The organism is Streptomyces sp. NBC_01116 (assembly GCF_041435495.1).
Taxonomy (GTDB): Bacteria; Actinomycetota; Actinomycetes; order Streptomycetales; family Streptomycetaceae; genus Streptomyces.
In genome coordinates, this window is the sequence record NZ_CP108645.1 from 38,515 (window position 1) to 58,303 (window position 19,789).

21 protein-coding genes and 1 pseudogene are annotated in these 19,789 nt (G+C 70.4%); 19 read left to right on the forward strand and 3 right to left on the reverse strand.

Going from position 1 to position 19,789, the window contains the following annotated elements; all coding sequences use genetic code 11:
• Positions 1 to 85 precede the first annotated feature (85 nt).
• The 15 genes from OG245_RS37465 to OG245_RS37535 all read left to right on the forward strand — a co-directional run bounded on the left by OG245_RS37465 (position 86) and on the right by OG245_RS37535 (position 12,895).
• On the forward strand, positions 86 to 595 hold the full coding sequence (locus OG245_RS37465) for a hypothetical protein (protein ID WP_371628108.1): 510 nt from the start codon (positions 86 to 88) through the stop codon (positions 593 to 595).
• 2 nt (positions 596 to 597) lie between these two features.
• Positions 598 to 825: a hypothetical protein gene (locus OG245_RS37470; protein ID WP_371628109.1), complete on the forward strand. Its 228-nt coding sequence runs from the start codon at positions 598 to 600 to the stop codon at positions 823 to 825.
• Complete coding sequence (locus OG245_RS37475; protein WP_331745294.1) at positions 825 to 1,145, forward strand: WhiB family transcriptional regulator; 321 nt, start codon at positions 825 to 827, stop codon at positions 1,143 to 1,145. Before OG245_RS37470 ends, OG245_RS37475 begins: the two co-directional genes overlap by 1 nt.
• Before the next feature lie 38 nt (positions 1,146 to 1,183).
• Positions 1,184 to 1,339 (forward strand): hypothetical protein, encoded by a 156-nt coding sequence (locus OG245_RS37480; RefSeq protein WP_371628110.1) that lies wholly within the window; start codon positions 1,184 to 1,186, stop codon positions 1,337 to 1,339.
• Positions 1,336 to 1,641, forward strand: coding sequence for a hypothetical protein (locus tag OG245_RS37485; protein ID WP_331745299.1), 306 nt, complete (start codon positions 1,336 to 1,338; stop codon positions 1,639 to 1,641). Before OG245_RS37480 ends, OG245_RS37485 begins: the two co-directional genes overlap by 4 nt.
• A gap of 127 nt (positions 1,642 to 1,768) precedes the next feature.
• Positions 1,769 to 2,101: a hypothetical protein gene (locus tag OG245_RS37490; protein ID WP_331745301.1), complete on the forward strand. Its 333-nt coding sequence runs from the start codon at positions 1,769 to 1,771 to the stop codon at positions 2,099 to 2,101.
• A 118-nt stretch (positions 2,102 to 2,219) separates the two neighbouring features.
• The gene (locus OG245_RS37495; protein ID WP_331745303.1) at positions 2,220 to 2,759 is read left to right on the forward strand and encodes a hypothetical protein; all 540 of its coding nucleotides are present in this window, start codon (positions 2,220 to 2,222) and stop codon (positions 2,757 to 2,759) included.
• Between the two features lie 87 nt (positions 2,760 to 2,846).
• Positions 2,847 to 5,075 (forward strand): hypothetical protein, encoded by a 2,229-nt coding sequence (locus OG245_RS37500; protein WP_371628111.1) that lies wholly within the window; start codon positions 2,847 to 2,849, stop codon positions 5,073 to 5,075.
• 22 nt (positions 5,076 to 5,097) lie between these two features.
• Positions 5,098 to 5,259, forward strand: a complete 162-nt coding sequence (locus tag OG245_RS37505) for a hypothetical protein (RefSeq protein ID WP_331745307.1) — start codon at positions 5,098 to 5,100, stop codon at positions 5,257 to 5,259.
• A 285-nt stretch (positions 5,260 to 5,544) separates the two neighbouring features.
• Entirely contained in the window at positions 5,545 to 6,060 is a 516-nt protein-coding gene (locus OG245_RS37510; protein WP_371628112.1) for a hypothetical protein, read from the forward strand.
• 124 nt (positions 6,061 to 6,184) lie between these two features.
• Positions 6,185 to 6,706: a hypothetical protein gene (locus OG245_RS37515; protein ID WP_371628113.1), complete on the forward strand. Its 522-nt coding sequence runs from the start codon at positions 6,185 to 6,187 to the stop codon at positions 6,704 to 6,706.
• A 1,332-nt stretch (positions 6,707 to 8,038) separates the two neighbouring features.
• Positions 8,039 to 8,752 carry a hypothetical protein gene (locus OG245_RS37520; protein ID WP_371628114.1) on the forward strand — a complete coding sequence of 238 codons (714 nt, stop codon included), beginning with the start codon at positions 8,039 to 8,041 and terminating at the stop codon, positions 8,750 to 8,752.
• A gap of 20 nt (positions 8,753 to 8,772) precedes the next feature.
• Positions 8,773 to 9,153 carry a hypothetical protein gene (locus tag OG245_RS37525; RefSeq protein WP_331745316.1) on the forward strand — a complete coding sequence of 127 codons (381 nt, stop codon included), beginning with the start codon at positions 8,773 to 8,775 and terminating at the stop codon, positions 9,151 to 9,153.
• A gap of 97 nt (positions 9,154 to 9,250) precedes the next feature.
• Positions 9,251 to 11,590 carry a hypothetical protein gene (locus tag OG245_RS37530; protein ID WP_331745318.1) on the forward strand — a complete coding sequence of 780 codons (2,340 nt, stop codon included), beginning with the start codon at positions 9,251 to 9,253 and terminating at the stop codon, positions 11,588 to 11,590.
• Between the two features lie 1,110 nt (positions 11,591 to 12,700).
• Positions 12,701 to 12,895, forward strand: coding sequence for a hypothetical protein (locus tag OG245_RS37535; RefSeq protein WP_371628127.1), 195 nt, complete (start codon positions 12,701 to 12,703; stop codon positions 12,893 to 12,895).
• On the opposite strand, the gene OG245_RS37540 is transcribed toward OG245_RS37535, so the two are convergent.
• Entirely contained in the window at positions 12,855 to 13,589 is a 735-nt protein-coding gene (locus tag OG245_RS37540; RefSeq protein ID WP_331745322.1) for a DUF6193 family natural product biosynthesis protein, read from the reverse strand. The genes OG245_RS37535 and OG245_RS37540 overlap by 41 nt on opposite strands.
• 333 nt (positions 13,590 to 13,922) lie before the next feature.
• On the opposite strand from OG245_RS37540, the pseudogene OG245_RS37545 reads away from it, so the two are divergent.
• From OG245_RS37545 to OG245_RS37555, 3 genes and pseudogenes are all read left to right on the forward strand, one after another.
• A pseudogene (locus tag OG245_RS37545) lies at positions 13,923 to 14,306 on the forward strand (hypothetical protein); the annotation flags it as partial.
• 537 nt (positions 14,307 to 14,843) lie between these two features.
• Positions 14,844 to 15,392 (forward strand): hypothetical protein, encoded by a 549-nt coding sequence (locus tag OG245_RS37550; RefSeq protein ID WP_331745326.1) that lies wholly within the window; start codon positions 14,844 to 14,846, stop codon positions 15,390 to 15,392.
• A gap of 2 nt (positions 15,393 to 15,394) precedes the next feature.
• On the forward strand, positions 15,395 to 15,679 hold the full coding sequence (locus OG245_RS37555) for a hypothetical protein (protein WP_371628115.1): 285 nt from the start codon (positions 15,395 to 15,397) through the stop codon (positions 15,677 to 15,679).
• A gap of 647 nt (positions 15,680 to 16,326) precedes the next feature.
• On the opposite strand, the gene OG245_RS37560 is transcribed toward OG245_RS37555, so the two are convergent.
• Positions 16,327 to 16,809 (reverse strand): Imm21 family immunity protein, encoded by a 483-nt coding sequence (locus tag OG245_RS37560; RefSeq protein WP_097963367.1) that lies wholly within the window; start codon positions 16,807 to 16,809, stop codon positions 16,327 to 16,329.
• Positions 16,810 to 16,904: 95 nt separating this feature from the next.
• Between OG245_RS37560 and OG245_RS37565 the strand changes: the two genes are divergently transcribed.
• Entirely contained in the window at positions 16,905 to 17,381 is a 477-nt protein-coding gene (locus OG245_RS37565) for a hypothetical protein (RefSeq protein ID WP_266429966.1), read from the forward strand.
• On the opposite strand, the gene OG245_RS37570 is transcribed toward OG245_RS37565, so the two are convergent.
• Positions 17,368 to 19,422 carry a tyrosine-type recombinase/integrase gene (locus tag OG245_RS37570; RefSeq protein WP_371628116.1) on the reverse strand — a complete coding sequence of 685 codons (2,055 nt, stop codon included), beginning with the start codon at positions 19,420 to 19,422 and terminating at the stop codon, positions 17,368 to 17,370. The two genes, OG245_RS37565 and OG245_RS37570, sit on opposite strands and share 14 nt — an antisense overlap.
• Between the last annotated feature and the right edge of the window lie 367 nt (positions 19,423 to 19,789).

Sequence of the window (19,789 nt, forward strand, 5' to 3'; positions counted from 1 at the left end):
CCTCACTGGGGAGTGAACGGCGACAGCCCCAGGGATCGCACCCCCGGGGCTGTCCAGGACCTGACTGGAGGACCTGATGCACAGCATGACACGAACGATCTCCACCTCTGCGAACAGTGTCTGCCCGACCTGCCAGCTGATCATGGAGGCCTGCACCTGCACCGGCGTTTCGCAGCTGCTGACCGCGCTGGCCCCCCGTGCGGGCATGGCTGACGAGATCGGCGCCCTGGACGACCGGAGCGGCGATGACGGCCGCGGCTACGAGCGGGACGAGACCGAACGCTGCTTCCGTGTGCTCGTGGAGCAGTTGGTGGCCGAGGGCGACTACCGTGCGGCCGTGGCCGGCCGCCGGGCGCGGCGCACGCTTCAGGAGGTGGCCCCCGGCTATGTCCGGCAGCCGGTGCTGATCCTGCACCGGCCGGTGATGGGTCAGTGCCCGCTCTGCGAGCGGTGGAACTGCGGCGGGCACGACTGCCCGCCCGGCGTCACCGCGACCAGGCCGGAGTGCAAGGACCTCTCCGACAAGCAGGACCGTGACGACCTCTCGCGCAAGGTCGGCGAGGCCAACAAGCGCTCCGAGTCCCGCCCGAAGTAGTGGTGCTCATACGCGCCGCCCGGACCGCGCAGCACCTCGCGGTCCGGGCCCTCACCGCGCACGGCCTGGCCCACCCGCTCACCCTCGCGCTCCTGGCGGCCGCCTCCACGGCGGCCGCCAGGGCGTGGGAGGCCGGCCACCGCGTGACGGACATCCACCCCGCCAACACGGCGAGCAGCCCGGGAGCAGACGCTCCGTGCTGTTCGCCGCACAACCTCCGGAGCCCTTGATGCAGAACACCATCGGCAACGCCGTCTACGCCCCCTCCTCCAACCTGCCGGTCAACACCAACTGGCGGATCGCCGCCGCGTGCCGGGAAGAGGACCCAGAGCTGTTCTTCCCGATCGGCACCACCGGCCCGGCCGTCGTCCAGGCGGAGGAGGCCAAGGCCGTGTGCCGCCGCTGCCCGGTCATGGAGACCTGCCTGGACTGGGCCCTGGAAACCGGCCAGCAGGACGGTGTCCTGGGCGGCACCGACGAAGAGGAACGGCGCCGGATCCAGCGGCGGGCCGCTCGCCTCCGCCTCAAGAAGCAGACGGCCGCTGCGTGACGGTCCCCGGCAAGAAGCGCAGCTTGTACGACCTCTACATGGCCGCAGCAGCGGCCGTCCGCGAGCACGACGCCACCTGCACCACGTGCTCGCCGACCGCCCGCTGCGCCACCGGCCGCCGCCTGTTCAGCGAGTTCGCCCGGCTCCAGGACGACTACCTCACCCGTTTACGCGCCAAGAAGGGCACGCCATGACCTGCCTCTCCATCCTCACGTTCGCGCCCGCCCCTTCGCCCGCCACCGTCACCTCCATCGCCGCCTTCGCTGCTGCCGCTGCGGCGGAAGAGGCGTACGTGTCCCCGCCCGCCCCGGTGCTCCTGGCCAGCATCCCGACCGGGGCCGGGACCGACGTGCACGTCTACCAGGACTCCGACGGCTCCCTGAGCAGCGACTGCACCGGCTGCGGCGAGTACGCCTACACGCTCCGAGTGACCCCGGAGTTCGCTGAGGAGCACGCCGCTACCTGCCTCCGCCCGCCCCGCCGGCGGGCGGCCTGACGGTCTGCCTGCTTCCTCCCCTGCCCGTCCCGGCCCTGTGCCGGTACGGGCCGGGCCGGGCCGAGGGGAGCCGGACAGCCCGGCCGCTCCATCCGTCTGCTGACCCGACCTTGCTGAGGAGTACGCAATGACGCGCACGCTCACGCTCACGACCGACGCCTTCCGTGACCAGCACGGCGACCCCGCCACCTGGAGCCCCGCCACCCTGGACAGCTACCAGGTGATCGGGGACATCGCCCCGCCGCCCCCGCTGCCCTATACCCACCGTGAGATGCAGGCCGAGGCCGACGCGTGGCAGGCGTCGGCGGCCGGGCAGCAGCGTCTGGCCGACGAGCTGGCCCGCAAGGGCCGCACCATCGCCGCCGGTATCCACCGGCGCGGCGCGCAGGACGCCCGGCAGCACGCGGAGGCTGCCCGGCTCGGCTGGCCCGCCTACGAAGCCTTCCTCAAGGGCTGGTGACGGCCGGCCTGGCGGTTGCCCGATCCGGCCGACCCGACCGCCCACCCCATCGGGCGGCCCGGTTCGGGCGGTGAAGGGGAGCCGGACAGTCCGGAGCCATCGACCGTGAGGACTCACCATGTTCGAGCTGCACCGCCGTACCCCGCAGGACCTGGAGCGGACCGGGCACGAGTTCGTCCGGGACATCGAGGCGTTCGTCGCCGGAACGATCGCGGCCTCCACCCCGCTCTCCACCCCGGCCTCGCTGATCGAGCGCGCCTGGGAGCTGAACGACAGCTACAGCGACTGGCTCTTCTGGGGCGCCAGCGGGATGCCGATGACCGGCGAGCAGATCGCCGCTCACGCCGAGGCCGCCGCCGACTACCTGCGCACCGCAGGCTGGAACCCCTCCTACAAGGCCGGCCGCGGCATCAACGACGCCTTGACCTACGCGGTGAACACCGACCCTGGCAGCCGGTTCAGCACCGACACCCGGCTGGCTCTGCGCAGCATCTTCGAGCTCCTCATCCGAGCTCTGACCGGGGCGCCCTTCGCCGATAGCGTCATCTGGGACCAGCACCCCGCCCGGAAGGTCGAAGAGGTCTTCGGCCTCCTCGCCGCCGCCGCCGTCCTCGCCCGCACCTATGGCCCGGCCGTCGTGCCCGCGCGGGCCGCCTGACCCTCACCTTTCACCGCACACCGGTCGGCCCCGCCAGCACCACGGCGGGGCCGACCGGTGTGTTCGGCCCTCGCGAAGGAGTTCCCCGTGGCAACCGCCGCCCGCCCGAAGCCCGCCCGGCGCAAGCCGAACCGGGCCCGCAAGACCACCGCCCCCCAGACCCTCGCTCCAGCCCCGGCCGCTCCGACAGCCGAGGTACCCGCGCCGACCGGTCCGGCGGAGGTGCACGTCGAGGCGCCGGCCCGGGTCGCGGACGCCCGCGACCGGGCCGCCGACATCATCGAGACCGCCCGCGAGCAGGCCGCCGTGCTCCAGGCGGAGGTCGAGAGCGCGGCCGCGCGCACCATCAACGACACGCACGAGCAGGTCACCGTGATGATGGCCGAGGCGCAGACCCGCGCCGACGACACCCTCGTCAACGCGGGCAGGGACGTATCCATCCAGCGAGCGGCTGCGCAGGCCGACCTGGAGGCAGCGCGCGGCGAGGCCGACCGGCTGCTGGCTCAGGCGCAGACCCGTGCTGAGCAGTTGGTGAGCGAGGCCCGTACTCAGGTCGGCGAGCTCGCCGAGCTGGCCGCCACGGAACGCGAGGCGACCGCGACGGCGGTTTCCGAGCTGCGGCGCCTGGCGCAGGCCGACCTCGCCGAGATCAGCGCGCTGGTCGACCAGCGCCGCACCGACGCCGGTGCGATTCTGGCCCGCGCTCAGGAGCAGGCCGACGAGCTGGTCGCCGCGGCGCAGCGGGAGGTCGAGCAGGCCCGCGAGCGGTTCGCCCGGCTCGCGGCGACGGCGGCCGAGCAGTACGACGGCCGCCGGGCCGAGGCGGAGCAGCTCTACACCGGTGCCGTCGCGGCGGCCGATGAGCGACGCCGCGAGGCCGATGCCCACGTGGCCGCCGCGCACACCGAGGTGGAGGCCGCCCGCACTGAACTGCGCGAGAAGCTGCGCGAGCTCACCGACCAGTTCGACACCGCGGCCGCCGAGAAGCGCACGGCACTGGCCGGTGAACTCGCGGGGCTCAAGGCAGCGTGCGACAAGCAGCGCGAGCGCCTGCGCGACGAGGCCAAGACCGTCGCCGTGCAGCTGCGGGCGGCCGCCCAGACCGAGGCCGCCCGCATCACCGCGGAAGCCGAGCGTAAGGCCAAGGGCATCACCGACCGGGCCGAGGCCGATCAGTCCCGCGCCCGCCGGATGCTGGAGGAAGCCCGCGAGGCGCAGAAGGCCAGCTCCCGCCGGCGTGGCTGGCAGCAGAACTTCAGCGCGAAGGCGTGGAAGGGCGCCCCGTGGGTCGCGCTCGCCGCCGGCGTCGGCCTCGCCGCCTCCGGTGAGTACGAGCTGGCCCGCATGGTCGGCATCAGCGAGTACGTCGCGCCGCTGCTGCCGGTCAGCATCGACGTCTACTGCGTCACGGCGTTCCGCGCCAAGCGGGACATCCCGGCGGCGCTCGTCCTCATGGCGTCGGCCAACGTCGTGTACCACCTCTCGGAGCAGGCCCACCTCGTACCAGAGGGCGAGTCGGCCCCGTGGCAGCTGACGACGTTCGTCGTACTGATCTTCGTCGCCGTCATCTGGCGCGTCCACGCGCTCATGCACGACGACACCGGTACGGACGGACACGGTGGTACGGACGCGGCGACCGCGACGGGCGGCCGTACCGGTACAGCAGCAGAGGCTGGTACGGACGCGGCTGCTGGGACGGACCGGCGTACCGGTACGGACGCCTGGACAGACGGGCATGCCGCTTCGCCGGACGCCCGTACAAGCCGCGCCGGTACGGACTTGTACAACGGGGCGACCGGTACAGCGACTGCTCGCACCGCCCACGGCGCAGCTGGTACGGAACCTGTGGACGGCACCTCGCACCACACCGGCCCCGGCGGGGCGAATGCGGGTGTGACCAGCGCGTACGGCGACCGTACAAGCGGCGTACAGGGCACCCGGAACGGGGCGGCGCGCACTGGTACGGACCGCTCGGGACGTACCAGCGCCGCCGCGTACAAGGGCCGTACCCGTACCGGTACGGTCACCGCCCGCACGACGCCGGCCGACGGTGTCCCGACCGCCCGTACCGGTACGGCGGGCAGCCGCCCGCGTACCACCGCGAGCACCACCGGCGGGCGTACCGGTACGGCGACCCCCGCCCGTACCGACGGCGAACTGCTCCCGCTCGTACAGACCCTGGCCCGCGAGCCGGACGGCTTCGTCAACATCAGTCGCGTCCGTACAACCCTCTCCGTCAACCAGGACCGCGCCATCCGGCTGCTCTCGAAGGCAGGCCTGCTGCGGCCCGAAGACGCGGACAAGTACCTCACCTGACACCACGAGATGAGAGGAACCTATGAGCAACCTGGAGTACGTGATCGGCATGATCTTCGTGCTGATCACCATCGCGTTGATCGTGGCCACCCCGTTCGGCCTGGTCCACTCCCGCACACTGCACGACCACGGCCCCGACTGCTGGTGGTGCCACCCCCGCCTGCGGCCCCGGAAGCGCCGCTGACCAGCAATTTCGCAACAATCCGGGGCACCAGTGAGGGCCAGCCCGCAGCAACCGGGCTGGCCCTCACCGCCACCGAGTACAGCAGATCCGTCCCGTCCCCGGGGTACTTCCGCACGTCCCCGGGATCCGGCTTCTTCACCTGCCACCAGCACCTCTGACGAAGTCCTGGTGGCAGACGAAGGTGCCCGATCCGCGTACGGACACCGCCGCCCGAACCGATCAGGCGCGAAGGCCCCGTTGAGCGGGGCTTTCGGCTTCCCCCACCGAAGTACGGAAGGAGCGCACATGGCACCCACGACGAGCGGGGCCGCCCCGGCGTCGGGGCGCTTCACCCGCACGACGGCCCCGCCGGAGTCCCCGCCAGCACCGCCCGCCGTGATCCCGCAGGCCCTGGAGATCTGGGCACCCGAGCCCCCGACCTGGGGACAGCGGATGATCCCCCGCAGTGTCCGGTCCGCTATGGCTGACCTGGGGCTCTGGCAGGAGCCGCGCCCGTTGAAGCCGTCGTTCCACCTGACCCAGGTGATCGAGGTCCTCACCCGCTATGGCTGGTGCCAGGCCTTCGATTTCTCCCCCACCGGACGCATGTGCATTAGAGGTGCCCAGACCTTTCTGGAATCCACCGGGCATGTGACCGCGATCGACCGTGGAAAGGCCGTGAATTACCTCCAGAGCCAGCTGTCCCGCCAAGGCGTGACTATGCGGTTCTGGGAATGGAACGACCTCTCCCACAACACCTTCCGGGGTGTGGAGGCTACGATTTCCGCAGCCTCTGACATGGCACGAAAGAACGGAGACTGAAATGACACCGGAAGAAGAGAGAGCTTTCGAAGGAATTCAGGCCGGAATGGCGGCCGGAATGAACTTCGGAAACAGTAATCCGGACACCTCTCCGTATGCCGATGAAGGGCCGTACGGCACCCCGGTGGAGAATCGCAAGAAGGCCGGTCTGACTCGCCGTGGAAAGGTCGCGGTCGCGGTGGTCTCGGTCGCGATCGTCGGCAGCGGCGCCATCTGGTTCCAGGCTCATTGCGCCGCTGTCGCAAAGGACGAGAAGGAGGCGGCCGCGCTCCAGCTCCAGATGAAGCGACTGGAGCTGGAGGAAATGAAGATCCGGAACGACAAGGCGGTCGCCGACATGGAGGCCGCGTCCAGCTCCGCCGCCAAGGTCCAGGCGGCCCTGGACCAGTGCGTGAAGGACACCTTCGCCGTGGTCCACAAGAAGTACGGCACCCCGTCGAAGAGCGCGGTCGTGGCGGACTGCAAGCGGCAGTACGAGACCGACGGCTCCGGCATGGCGGCTGCCAGCAGTGCCCGCGACACGAGCGGCGAAGGGGACGCGGGGGGCGGCGGCGGGGTCAACTCCCCCGCCCTGCTCGGTCTCGTCGCCGGCGGCGCCCTTGCCCTCGCGGTGTTCGCACGCAAGGGCAAGAAGGCCGACGCCTAGTCACTCACGGTGATTCATTACTCCTTCCTTCCTGGCGGAGAAAGCCGCAACCATACCCCTGAGGGCCTTTGAACGGCTGTTCTCCGCTGGGAGGTAAGGAGTGAGGAACCATCAATGATCACAGAATGTGAGGAAGAGATGGCGACCGACACGGCGCCCCCGCTCCCCGCCGGGCCCCCTGATCTGCCCGCCCCGGCCGCCGCCGGCAGCGTCCCGGCACCGGCCGGAGACACCGGCATCATGGCCGCCCTGATGGCCGCGGTGGAACCGGCCCGGCCCGTTACCGCGCCCGGGGCCGGGGCCCGGCCTGAGGGTGACGACCCGGCCGCGAAGGCAGACCCCGACGGCGCGGTGGACCGCTCCTCCCCCGGCTACACCAGCGCCGCGGTCAAGGCACCGGAGGACCTCGTCGGCGCCGACTCCGACGCAGCCGGCGCCCGGCACAAGGAGGGCGTGATCAAAACGCTGCTTCGCGCAGGGGCCACCCGTTGGGCGAAAGGCGGCGGAGCGGCCAACAAGCGGCTCGACGTGGCAAAGGCGCAGGCTGCCGCACATCAGGTGAAGGAAACCCGGACCACCACGGTCATGAAGTCCTCCGGAATGCCCACCCGAAGCAGTTCCGGAGGGACCAGAGGCGGAGGTCAGGTATCTACCGGGAAAAACACTGGTGGTTCGGGTAGGAATTCCGGCGGAAGCGGCCCCGTAGGTGCCGGGCGTGGCGGAAGCGGTGCCGGATCCGGAAGTGGAGGGCGGGGCTCTGTCGGATCCAATAGTGGCAACGGCTCCGGCGGTCGTGGCTCTTCCGGTTCGAACGGTGGCGGTGAATCCGGAAAGGGGCGCGGATCTGGCGGTAATTCCGGCGGTCCTTCGCCCAAGAATTCCGGCGGTGCTTCGCCCAGGAATTCTGGTGCTCAAAAGCCGGAGGAATCGGCGGGTAAGGGAAAGGGGGGCGGTTCTGCGGGGAATTCCGGAGCCAGCGGAAAGGATGGCGGCAACGGAAAGTCCGGGGGGAACGGAAAGTCCGGGGCTTCCGGAACCGGCGGCGGATCGGGATCGGGCGGCTCATCCGGCGGTCGCTCCCCCGACTCGAAGACCAAGGACGGCAAGGACCAGAGCCCGAAGGCCGACCTGGAGAAGCGCGGCGGCAGTAGCCCGGGTTCGGGCTCTGCGGGGAGCGGCGGTAAGTCCGGCTCCAGCGGCGGCACCGGCAAGTCCGGCACGGGCGCCAACGGCGGCGGTCCCGCCGGCGGTAGCTCGACCGGTACGGAGAGCCGGACGCCGCTGCAGCGGTCGCGGGAGACGGGGCACGGCGACGGCTCCGCGGTCCGGAACGTGGTCGACCACGTGCAGGCGTACGCGAAGGGCGCGAAGGACGGCTACCAGGACAAGCGCGAGGAGAACGGCAAGGAGCACGCCCGACTCGACAAGGCCCACGACCAGCACAAGGCGAAGCAGCAGGACCCGAAGAAGGACGACCCGCAGCAGCAGGGGACGAAGGTCGCCGGACCCGATGGTCAGACGCTCGTCATCGCCCCGCCGGATGAGAAGGACGACGGCATGAGCACCGACGTGAAGCCCCTCCTGGTCAAGGAGATCGACCCCAACACGCTGACCCTGGGCACGGACGGCGCAGCCGGGGCGGTCAGCCGGAAGGAGCTGCGGAACTTCAAGCAGTACGAACGGAAGCTGGAGGCCAAGGAGAACCACCTCGTGAAGGTGGCCGACGCGTGCAAGTCGCTGGAGGCCGCCGCGGAGGACGAGTCGAGGGACTGCCAGCAGCTCGCCGAGCAGGCGAAGGCCGTCAAGGGCGGGGAGAAGCTCGCCGCGAAGCTGTCGCGGCTCGCCGACAGCGCGAAGGCCCAGGCGACGGAGGCCGCCGAGCTCCGCAAGCGCGCGCAGCGCGCGGCGGAGATGTGCCGGGTCGTCCTGACCAACATCGGTACCCGGTACGCGCCGCTGTACAAGGCCGTGGTGGACAGCGACGAGACGAAGCCCGCCGAGCTCCGGTTCTACAACGACAAGGGCTCCTACGCGACCGCCGCGTAGGACCAGAAGGAGAGCCGATCATGGCGGAACTGACGTACAAGGCCCTCGTCCGGAAGACCGAAGCCAAGGAGAAGGCCCTGGCCAGAAACGCCGAGGGCGTCAAGAAGGCCGCGGAGAACATCAAGGAGCTCGCCGACGACACCGCCTCCGACGCGGACGCGCTCGGAGCCAAGAGCGTCGACCGCGACTCCCTGTCCGAGTGCCAGGAACTCGCGAAGATCATCCGCGGGGTGTCGGACGGCGCGATCACCTACGCATCGCGGACCGCCGACACCGCGAAGGCCGCGAAAGCAGCCGGTGACCAGGCCCGCACCACCCACGCCGGGTTCCAGGAAGCGTACGACCGCTCCGACGTCGACGGCCTGGAGAAGGTCTCACGCGACTGGTTCGAGCAGGAATAGCACCACCCACCACCGGCGCGGCCGGCCCGGGGACCACATCACTCCGGGCCGGCCGCGCCCCTGTGCACCACCCAGAACTCAGACAGGAGACTCCCTCATGTCCACGCCCACCCTCACCAGGACGGTGCCGAACGCGGAGCCGGCGGAGCGGGCCGCCGCAGCACTCCAGATCGCTCTCCCCGTCGGGGTGGGCCTCCTCGCCCCCCTCCTCGACCCGAGCGCCGCGGCCTACGCCGGAGCCGGGTTCCTGGCCGGTGCCACGTTCACCGGCGCCAACTACATGAACCGGCTCGGCCGCTGGGCCTCCCAGCTCCCCGGGATCGACATCGCGCGGGCGCACCGCGACACCCTGGGGATCTCCACGATCACCACCGGGATGAGCCTGGCCCTGGGGCAGCTGGGCGGCGCCGACGCGTCCGAAGCACTGATGGCCGGGTTCCTGGATCCAGTGACCGTTCCCGGGATCCTGTCGCTGGGGTGGTGGGCCGCGGTCGGCTTCACCGGATGGCGCCTGCGCCGCGTCTTCGGCCACCACACGGTCACGGTCCAGGGGCAGGCGGCACCGGCCGTATCCGGCCCGGCGAACGGCGGTGCCCCCGCCCCGGTGTCGCTCGCCGACAAGATGATCGCGGCCTGGGGCCGTGTCATCAGCGACCCGAAGACGGGACGCCACCGCAACCAGGTCCTCTCCGACGTCGTCATCTACCCCGACCGCTGGGAGGGGCGGATCACCGCCGCCCTGGGCGACTCCGTGAACGTCTCCAAGGAGTCCGTCTCCAGCCTCTTCGGCCGCTCCGTCGACCACATCAACCTGAAGTTCGGCACGCACTCCGGAGAGGCCCTCATCACCGTCTGGTACACCCAGCGCGCCGAGCTCGACCCCTCCACCCTCGAAGGGGCCTGGAAGCGGGTGAGGGCGCGGATCCTCCCGAAGACCCACCTGGAAGAGGTCGGCGCGGACGTGAACACCGGCGGCCAGGTGGCGCGCGTCGTCGCCGACGACGACCTCGACGCACTCCCCCGCGTCGTCAACCTCGGGGAGCTCGCCGGGGCGCTGCGCCGGTCCATCGACCTCGTCTCCTACGAGCCGGGACGCCGCGACCCTCGGCGCGCGATCATCCGCGTCATGGACCACAACCCGCTGGAGGCGGGCCACGACTTCCCCGGCCTGGACTCCCTGATCGCCACCCCCGGCGGCTGGGTCAACATCGGGAAGATCGCCTCCGGATTCCCCGCACGGATCCAGCTGTTCGACCCGAAGCTCGGCGCCCTCCACGTCGTGATCGCCGGTACGACCGGCTCCGGCAAGGGCGGCACCGCCCAGATGATCAGCCTCGCGTACCACGCGAACAGGATGGCCCAGATCTACGGCGACCCGAAGGGCGCCAGCAACCCCGCGATCCCGAAGATGGCCGCCTACAGCGGCCTGACGAACCTCGGTGCTTTCGGGGCCATGCGGCTGTCCTGGTGGGTCCTCCAGCACCGGATCGAGGAGGCCGCCCGCCTGGAGCTGAAGAACTTCGTCCCCACCGCGATGCGGCCGTACTGCGCCACCATCCTGGACGAAGCCGCTCAGATGCTGGCCCCGGGAGCACCGAACCGCAAGGAGGCCGTGAAGATCGTCAAGGACGGTGCCTCCCTGACCCGCTCCCTGGGCATGCCCTGGGTCCTGATCAACCAGACCGTCAACCTCGACCAGCTCGGCAGCGAGCAGGCGATCCGGGCGAACCTCCTGGCCGGCGGGACCTGGATCATCCTGCGCACCGACAGCGACCAGGTGAACCTCGGCGATCTCCCGCCGGGCTTCGAAGGCCTGGACCCCTCCCTGATCCCGGCGGTGTGGGCGGAGGAGGACGACTCGCTGGTCTACGACCCGACCGTCGAGGAGTCCGACCCGCGCCGCACCTTCGGTCTCGGCTACGTCGCCGCACCGGGCGGCCGCGCGGGCATGATGCGGATCGACAACCTGGAGGACGGCACCGAGCACATCCGGCCCGAGAACCTCACCGCCCCGGTGGATGTGCCCTGGTGGGGCGACGAGGCGTACATGGAGGAGCTGGCCCAGACCCCGATCCCCGGCTTCGAGGAGAAGGACGGCGAAGGCGGGACGGGCGAGGCGGGGACCTCGTTCCCCGGCATCGACCTCCCGAAGCCCAGGGAGCGGACGTCGGAGGAGAAGGTCCTGGCCGCACTCCGCGACGAGTCCGACCCCTTGTACGTGAGCATGCTCGACGAGGGCGACGAGATCACCTCCGACGACATCGACTACGTCGAGCGCGGCCAACTGCTGGCCGCCAGCGGGGTACTGGAGTCGACCTTCGCCAACGTGCTGAACAAGCTGGAGAAGAAGGGGCAGATCCACCGGGTCAAGGACGGGAAGGCCTCGAAGGTCGCTCTGGGTTGCCGACCGGACGAGACCGGCGACGAAGCGCCCTGACCGCTGGTCACATCACCGCGCGCTCCCACGGGCGCCCCGCTTCCGGGTCCTGCCCCAGCTGCCTGCCGCGCGCACTGCGGGCCACTGAACGCCCGGGGCGGCCGCCGGTACTTGGCCCGGCCGTCCCGGGCCTTCGGTGGCCACGTCACCGCCCGCCCGCACCACATCGATCTCTCTGGAGGCTCTTCGTGCTCATCCCCCGCCCGCGTCGCCGGATCGGACGGCCCCGCCCGCAGCGCCCCGGAACCCGCTACCCGCAGCGCCCCGGCCGGCTTCCCGGTACCTGGAGCCGGTGATGCCGCGCACCCGCCGCAGCGAGGTGACGCGGGTGCCACGCAGCGACGCGATGCTGCCCGAGTACGACCGCAGCACCGTGCCCGAGGGCCTCGTCACGCGGCGTGCTCTGCGGGATATGGGGCTGAGCCCCGGTGACAACCGGGGCCCGGTCGCGATCCTGCGGTGCCGACTGTGCGGCACCCGCCCGCAGTGGTCGTGCCGCCACCCCACCCGGGGCTTCCTGCTCCGGGTCGACCTGGCCGGACCCAAGCGGATCCCGACGCTGGCTCAGCTTGTTCTTTATCTTCGGCGGTCTCCGGCTGGGTCGGGCGGGCCCATGAAGGCGTCGAGCTCTTCGATGATCTTGCGGAGCTCGCGGGCTCCGCGAGGCGACATTGCTCGGATCACGCCGTCGAGTAGGGCACGGCCTTCGAGAGGGTTGCCGCAGCAGTACCAGTGCACGTTGCCGAACTCGTCGTCGTGCCAGAGCTCGCGCGCGGGCCTGTGAACGTAGTCCTTCCACAGGCGCAATGCCGCACTGATGTCCCCCGGTTGGAGGTAGTTCCGGCTGTATTCAAGGCGCACGATCTCGGACAGCGCTCGCGAGGAGAGGCGGTCAATGGCTGGCCTTGAGCGCTGTGACTGCCGCCGGTCCGGGCGCCCGGCCCGGATGCGTCCTGGCCGTCTACGCGGCATGGACCTTTCGGTTGGTCGTCATGCCGCACATGGTGCCACAAAGTCGAACGGTGTCTCGAACGAGTTCGCTCGCCTGGGGATTCGCCGGACGTGGGGGGCGGCCTTCGCGTGATCATGTGCTCCGACCAAGGAGTACACGTGACCACGACGAAGGCCGCGAGGGTGCGTCTGCTGCACCACAATGTCCGGCGGGAAGCGTTCGCGGAAGCGTCACGCTTCCGGGGAGACTTCTACGAGTGCCTGACCGCTCGGCGCGACGAGTTGTTCGAGCTGGCGGACGCGGTGCTGTACTTCAAGGCCGTGAGACAGCATCGTCCGGAAGTCCCGCGATGATGGCCGCGACGGCCTCTGCCGCACTGTCCAGCTCTTGCAGCCGTCCGTCGGGGAATCGCACCTGGTAGCCGCCATTTCTGAGCGGCATGGCCGCCGGCAGGTCATGGCAGGTGGGCGGCGCGGCCCGGCGGCTGAAAGTGACCCAGTACATGCTCCGCCCTGGCGACAGGACTCGAAGCCGCTGCTGTTCGAAGGCGGCCTCGACGAGCTCGTGGAGCGCAGTGTCCGGCCTGCGCGCGGCGGCCTCGCGTAGCTGGCGCCATCGCACTGCAACAGCCTCTCCACGCTCATGGGCCTCGGCCAGCTCCCAGGTCCGCAGGAAAGGCCACTGGGCGACGAGTCCCCGGACCCCGGGTTCCTGCAGCCACGAATGCAACGCCCCGACAACCGCGGACAAGTCCGGGGTGCTGCCGGTGGCCATGCGGACACGGTTGGTCCAGCAGTCGACGACGAAGCTGCGCTCGCTCTGTGCCATCAGCACATTCGCCGAGTGGCCGTCGGCTTCCACCCGTGCGGCCACCTGGCGCCAGCCTGGTGAGGATGTCAGCTCGACGGCAAGACCGTAGCCTGCACGATCGGCCACCACTTGCAGGGCATTCTGCAAGGATCCCGCCTGGACGACCTCGGGGTACAGCGTCAGGTACTCGTGCATCGGATCGTTCGGCGCTGCGTCGCCGGCGAGTTGTTCGGGCATACGAGCGAGTCTGCCAGGCCAGTGCATCGGCATCTTCGCTGCCTACGTCCGAGACCCTGCCCGGAACGCTGAGCGGGCTGGCCGACATGCCGCCGAGCCGCCGGCCTGGCCGCCCGGCATTCAGCGCTTCCGCTTTCGCCGCCCCGGGTGGGGCCGTGCGTAGGACCGGCCAGCCCGCTCGCCGAACGGCGGCTCGACGGCCCCTGGCCGCCCCTCTGGCCGTGGACCAGCGCCAGGAGCGGCACGCCGAGGCCGACACCGACCGGCCCCGGCCCTGACCGATCAGCCCGTCGCCGCGCTCGCGCGCTGCGACCAACACATACGGAGCACCCCATGTCTCACCTGCCGTTGCGCACCCCTGAACACCGTCTCTCCGCTGCGAAGCGGGACCTCGGTATCCCGGTCATCGTCGCCATCTGCGGCTCCACCCGCTTCATGGCGCAGATGAACGAGGCGGAGCTGCGCGAGACTTTCGCGGGGCGGATCGTCGTCAAGCCCGCCTGCGACCTCGAGAACCCCCACCCCCTGTGGGCCGACCCCGCCCGGGCCGAACGCCTCAAGGCCGACCTGGGCGAGCTGCACCGGGCGAGGATCCGCCTCGCCGACGAGGTCCTGGTCGTCGGCGACTACGTCGGGGACTCGACCCGCTCCGAGATCCGCTACGCCCGCGCCCTGGGCATGCCGGTGCGCTTCACGCACCCCGAGGTGGACCCGGACCCCTGCCCGCTTCCGGCCGCCCCGTACGAGATTGCGCTCAACGGGGCGGGCGCCACGATCACGATCTCGCTGATGGCCGTGGAGCCGGTGCCCGGGCTGCACGTCTACGAACTGCCCGTCGAGCACCGCGAGGAAGGCGACGGGGCGGCCAACCCGTGGCGGCTCGGCCACCACTCCGGGCGGGTGCTGGCCGCTTTTCCCTCCGAGGACGATGCCCTGCGCGCCGCCCGCGAGGTCGCCGACCTGACCGACTGGACCCGCCCGGCCGAGGACCTCTCCACGAACGAGGACCTCGACCTGGACGAGTACGTCGACCGCATCGAGACGCGCGCGAACTGCCTGCTCATCACCCCGCAGACGGAGACGGCACGGTGAGCGATCCCGTCCAGGTCGCGACTGCCTCCCCTTGCACACCGTGGGCTCCTGTGACCCCTGCGCCCAGGGATACGAGCCGACCCCCGGTACCTACGTCCTCACCGCCGCGCCGGTCACGCACCGGCTCGCCGCCTGATCAACGAACCCTCGAAGGAGATCACCATGGCTCTGTTCACCCGCACCCTCCCCGTCCCCGCCTCCCCGCCCGTTCCCGCCCCCGAGACCTGGGCGCCGGAGGGAACGCTCGTCTCCCAGCGCTACCGGGCGCTGGAGGGCGCGACCGTTGTCGTCTACACCGCCGACGCCGACCGGGGCACCGCGTACTACGCCGCCGCCTGCCTGGGCTGCACCTACCGCGTGGGCGAGAGCACCGCGGACAGCCCGATGTCGGAGGCGGAGGCCGCCAAGGCCGCCAACACGCACGCCTCGGCCTGCCGGGCGATGCCGCGTGGTGTGCCTGCCCGGCCCGAGGACCCCGAGGCCGTCGAACTGGTCCGCTCCCGGCTGTGGCGCCACCGCTACGGCACCAGCCCGCGCCTGGTGCACCTCTCCGACTTCAACGCGCTGCGCGTCGACCTTCAGCGCTCCACCCCCTGGATCAAGGCGCTGCTGGAGTCCCTCACGCAGGCCGAACCGGGCTTCCTCACCGCGACGCCCACCAGCGACGGGCAGGGCACCCGCTTCACCGTCCAGCCCTTCGGCCGGCCCTGACCGTGCGCGCCCGGACCGCTTTTTTGGTCGCGGCCGCCGTGCCCGTCACGCTCGCCGCGGCCGCCGTCATCCTCAAGGCCAACTGCTGGCGGCTGTACGCCGACCGGCACCGCATCCACCTCACCCCCGCCGCCCGCCGCTCCTGCCCCGACTGCCGGGGCGCGGGCGGCTGGTGGACCGGCGGGCCGTTCCCGGAGATGGAGGCGTGCGGCTGCTGGTCCGAGCGGCCCGAGCTCCACATCCGGCTCCTGCCCATCCCGGACCGGTCGGACGGACCGCCGTTCTGAAACGGCTTCCGCCCCGGCCGCACAGGCCGGGGCGGAAGCCGCACACGGGGCCGACCGCAGCATCGGCAAAGAGCCGGCCGCCCCCGCTCCCATCACCCGAATCCGAGATCAGGAGACCTACCAGCATGCCCCACCGCCTCACCACCGAGCGCCTGGCCCTCTTCGGCACTCTCCTAGCGACCTTCGGCGAGCTGCATCCGGCCTGTGACCACTGGGCGCAGGGCTCGAAGACGGCCTCCCGGAAGCGGAAGTACGGCACCGCCCTGGTCCACGCCGACGGCACCCCAGCCACCCCGAACTCCACCCGGCCGACCATGACCACCAGCACCCTCGGCAGGCGTGCCGTCGCCTGCCACGTCGCCTCCTACACCGCCGTGCAGCTGGCCGCGACGATCGGCATCACCCGGGCGTTCGGCTACCGGATCACCCCGGCCGCCCTGCTCGCCGGTGCGGCCATCAACGCCGGTACGCACGCCGCGATCGACCGCGGCGCGCTGCTGCTGTGGCTGGCGAAGATGACCAAGAAGACCGGCTACATCGAGCACTGCCAGGCGGTCCGCATGGACGACAAGGGCGCGCTCACCCGGGAGGTGAACGGGCCGGGCAGCGCGTGGATGGAGCTGGACGTTCTCTGCACCAACGTCGGGTCAGGTCAGCTCAACGAATCGGTGGACGCGAAAGGACGTCAGCTGGTCGGGTTCGATGCTTGCCGAGTCCACCCGGTAGCGGCCGGCGCCGAGTTCGAGAACGGTGCTGTCTGTGAGTGTCCCGACCTCAGTGCCGAAGTAGGCGGCGTCGAACATGACCAGCTCGCCAGTGGTGCTCAGCACGGGTCCTGCGTCCCACTCGGCGGTGGGAATCCCAGCCAGGATGATCTCAGCGACGCCCTCCTCGCTCTCCGCGTAGCACCAGCGGACGAGCACTCGGTGCTCGGGAAGGTAGGCGGTGGAGAGCGGTTCGTACCCGAGGACGAGCGCCTCGGCTCCGTCCGGCAGTTCGAGGACGCCAACGAGGTCCATGACCTCGCAGGCCCGGTCGTAGTCGCCCTCCGTTCCCGACCAGTGCGACAGCGCGGTGCGTGGAACCACGATGAACGGGCCGCCCTCCGTCTCCAGCCACGTCAACGACATGTCGCCTCCAGCTCCGAGATCTCAGTTCCGACGCGACAGCGTATGCGCCGGGTCGGACAGGTCGGCCTCGTGCCTGTGGTGGTCGGGGGTGCCCGGTGACGAGCATCGAACAGGTCGCGACGCTGGCGACGTTCGGGGCGGTGTGGGCGGTCCTCGCGGTCGGGCACAACCTGGCGGATCACGTAATCGGTCAGACCGACCGACAGGCTGCGGACAAGGGTGCGCCGTCGGCGACGGATGTCGCCGACGGCGTGAGCCCTCGGAGGGGCTGGGGTGCGTGCTTGGCTCACGTGGCCCAGTACCACCTGGTCATGATCGCGCTGGTGGCTCTGGTGTGGGCCGTTCTGCCGCTGGAGCTCTCATGTCCCGGCCTGGTGGCCGGGTTCGCCGTCTCGGCGGTCACGCATGCGTTCTTCGATCGCCGGTGGCCAGTCAGGTGGCTCCTGGAGCACTGCGGGTCGAAGGGCTTCGCGGAGCTCAAGGCGGGCGGGATGAACGGCATGTATTTGACCGATCAGGCCCTGCATCAGACCGCTCTGCTGGTCTCCGCGTTGCTGATCACTGCTCTGTGAGAGGGGGCCGGGGATGAGGAAGTCCCAGGTCAACGGTTTCGACTCGCTGGAAGCGGCTGGTCTGCTCGCGTTTGCTGCGGAGGAAGTTGAGCGTCAATTCGATTTCTTTGATCTCGCCCTGCCAGTCCTCGGCGAGGGCCCGCTTGCGGCGGGCCAGGAGGTCCTCCTCGATCTCGTTGAGGCGGGGCAGCATCTTGGGGTTGATGCTGAGCATTGGGCAGCGGATGCAGGCGTGCTCGTGTGCGCAGGGGGTTCCGTAGGGTCGGCCGCAGGAGCCGAGTTCGATGCGGCGCTTGTCGAAGTGCTCCTGGAAGTCGGTCCACTCCTCCGGGGTGGGGTCCCGGTACTCCTCCTTCGGCCGTTCGGCCCGGCGCCGGGCGAGGAACTGGTGGTAGTTGCTGATCACGTCCTCGTTGAAGACCGCGACGTAGCCGCGGGTGGTTCGGATATCTAGGTGGCCGAGCAGAGCGGCGCCGATGTGGATCGGCAGGCCGTTGTTGACCAGCTCGGTGGCGAAGAGCCTTCGGAAGTCGTGGGGTGCGAACCTGATGTCCTTGAACTGCGGGTGTTTCAGTGCGAGTTCGTCGCATGCTCTGCCGATCAGGCGCCAGACGGTGATGCTGGCCATGCCGCGCTGAGTGCCGCCGTGGAAGTTCTGGAACAGGTAGGGCAGCGGTTCGCTCCAGGTCCTCTCGTGGTTGTCGTAGCGGACGCAGACCGGGACGGTGCCGTGTTCGTTGCGGTGGCGCCGGATGACCTGGGCGACCACGTGGAAGAGCTCGGCGGACATGGGGATGATCCGTTCGCGGTCGCTCTTCGAGGGAGTGACAACAAGCAGAGCCACGACCTCGCCGTTCGGCCGCTGGTACTGCCGGACGCTGAGATGCGTCAGCTCGATCAGCTCCTCGGCCCGCAGGCCCGCCAGCCGCAAGGTCTCCACGATGGCCCACTGCCAGAAGGCATAACCCTCGTCCCGCGAGACGTGGACCAGTTCGCCGGTGGCGCGGTTGACCGCGCGGACCGGCGGGCGGTTGTGCCGCTGGTCCTTGGTCGAGACGCGCAGCCAGGTGACGCCCTCGGCAGCGAACTCCTCGCCGATCTCGACCGTGAGGGCAGCGTCCAGCAGGGTCCGCAGGCGGTGCCATCTGTCGTTGACGTACTTGGAGAGGATCGGCAGGAGGGGCTGGCGGTCGCGGGTGCGGTTGGCCATGCGTTCTTGCAGGCGGCGTCGGCGGACCTGGAACCATCGCAGGTCGGCGTCGCGGATCGGGCAGGGGGCGACCCACTTCGCCCAGCGTTCCGGCTCGGCGGCGGCCCAGCTTTGCAGGTCGAGGTAGAGCGCGCGGACGGCCATCAGTGGCCCGTCGACGTCAAGCCGTGGCTTGCCGTCGGGCAGGACCATCAGCCATTCCTTCCACTGCGTGAACGTCTCCTCCGTCAGCTTCAGGTCCTTCTGGTCGGGGTTGATCTTCTCGATCTGTTTCCAGAAGGTCCTGACCAGGAGGTTTGTCAGCCCTCGCAGGGTCGAGTAGTCCAGGTTCGCCGAGCGGCGGCGGATGTACTCGACCAGCAGGTCTCTCATCTCGCCGTTGTGCAGCTGGTGGCGGTCGACGGCTTCCTCGACGGAGACCTGCCCACGGGTGACGGCGCCGCGCAGGCTGCGGGGTGCCGACGCGGGGAAGTGGCCCATCTCGTGGAGGATCGGCCAGGCCAGGGTGCCGGCGAAGCTGGTCGTATCCCCGGCCAGCTCGTGCTTGCGGGACTCGACGGCGTAGTGCAGCAGGGCTTCGGGGGTCAGGTCCTTCAGGTCGATGCCGAAGACGGTCAACGCGCAGCAGACGTCGAACTTGGTCCGGGTCCGGCGTGCCTGGCTCATGGGCAGCTGGTCGGCCCGTCGGCAGAACTCCTCCAGCAAGGGGTCCTGGGCGACGCCGCGGAACCAGGGCGAGTAGTGGGAGAAGCGGTTGCTGCGGAAGCCCAGCAGGGTGGGACGCACCAGTCGCAGGGCGAACGCCTGGCCGGCCGCGCAGTTCAGCTTCATGCGCAGGGGCCTGTTGTCTCCGGCGGCATCCCCGACGGGCCGTCCCTCGTTGTGGCCGGAGGCTGCCCATCGCTCCTGCCACGTGTCTCCGGGGAAGCTGGCGAGGTGGCCAAGGAAGGCCCGCATATGGCCTCGCTGCTTCCATTTCAGGGCCTCGGACTGGGAAAAGTGATCAGCCGCAATGCTAGCGATGTCCTCCGCCGGCGCTGTGCTGAAGTCACCCAACGAGCGGGGCGGCCGGGACGGCGGCGGAGGCGGAGCCGGGAGGATCGCGGTCGGCGTGTAAATGCCGTCCAGGACAGGCGCCTCGGCGTCATGGCGGCGGACCCGGTTCGTCGTCGGGCCCTTCAGTCGCATGCTGTTTCCG

Coding starts and splice junctions, on each gene's coding strand:
- OG245_RS37465 (WP_371628108.1), top strand. CDS start 86: ATGACACGAACGATCTCCACCTCTGCGAACAGTGTCTGCCCGACCTGC.
- OG245_RS37475 (WP_331745294.1), top strand. CDS start 825: ATGCAGAACACCATCGGCAACGCCGTCTACGCCCCCTCCTCCAACCTG.
- OG245_RS37480 (WP_371628110.1), top strand. CDS start 1,184: ATGGCCGCAGCAGCGGCCGTCCGCGAGCACGACGCCACCTGCACCACG.
- OG245_RS37485 (WP_331745299.1), top strand. CDS start 1,336: ATGACCTGCCTCTCCATCCTCACGTTCGCGCCCGCCCCTTCGCCCGCC.
- OG245_RS37490 (WP_331745301.1), top strand. CDS start 1,769: ATGACGCGCACGCTCACGCTCACGACCGACGCCTTCCGTGACCAGCAC.
- OG245_RS37495 (WP_331745303.1), top strand. CDS start 2,220: ATGTTCGAGCTGCACCGCCGTACCCCGCAGGACCTGGAGCGGACCGGG.
- OG245_RS37505 (WP_331745307.1), top strand. CDS start 5,098: ATGAGCAACCTGGAGTACGTGATCGGCATGATCTTCGTGCTGATCACC.
- OG245_RS37510 (WP_371628112.1), top strand. CDS start 5,545: ATGGCACCCACGACGAGCGGGGCCGCCCCGGCGTCGGGGCGCTTCACC.
- OG245_RS37525 (WP_331745316.1), top strand. CDS start 8,773: ATGGCGGAACTGACGTACAAGGCCCTCGTCCGGAAGACCGAAGCCAAG.
- OG245_RS37530 (WP_331745318.1), top strand. CDS start 9,251: ATGTCCACGCCCACCCTCACCAGGACGGTGCCGAACGCGGAGCCGGCG.
- OG245_RS37540 (WP_331745322.1), bottom strand. CDS start 13,589: ATGCCCGAACAACTCGCCGGCGACGCAGCGCCGAACGATCCGATGCAC.
- OG245_RS37550 (WP_331745326.1), top strand. CDS start 14,844: ATGGCTCTGTTCACCCGCACCCTCCCCGTCCCCGCCTCCCCGCCCGTT.
- OG245_RS37560 (WP_097963367.1), bottom strand. CDS start 16,809: ATGTCGTTGACGTGGCTGGAGACGGAGGGCGGCCCGTTCATCGTGGTT.
- OG245_RS37570 (WP_371628116.1), bottom strand. CDS start 19,422: ATGAAGCTGAACTGCGCGGCCGGCCAGGCGTTCGCCCTGCGACTGGTG.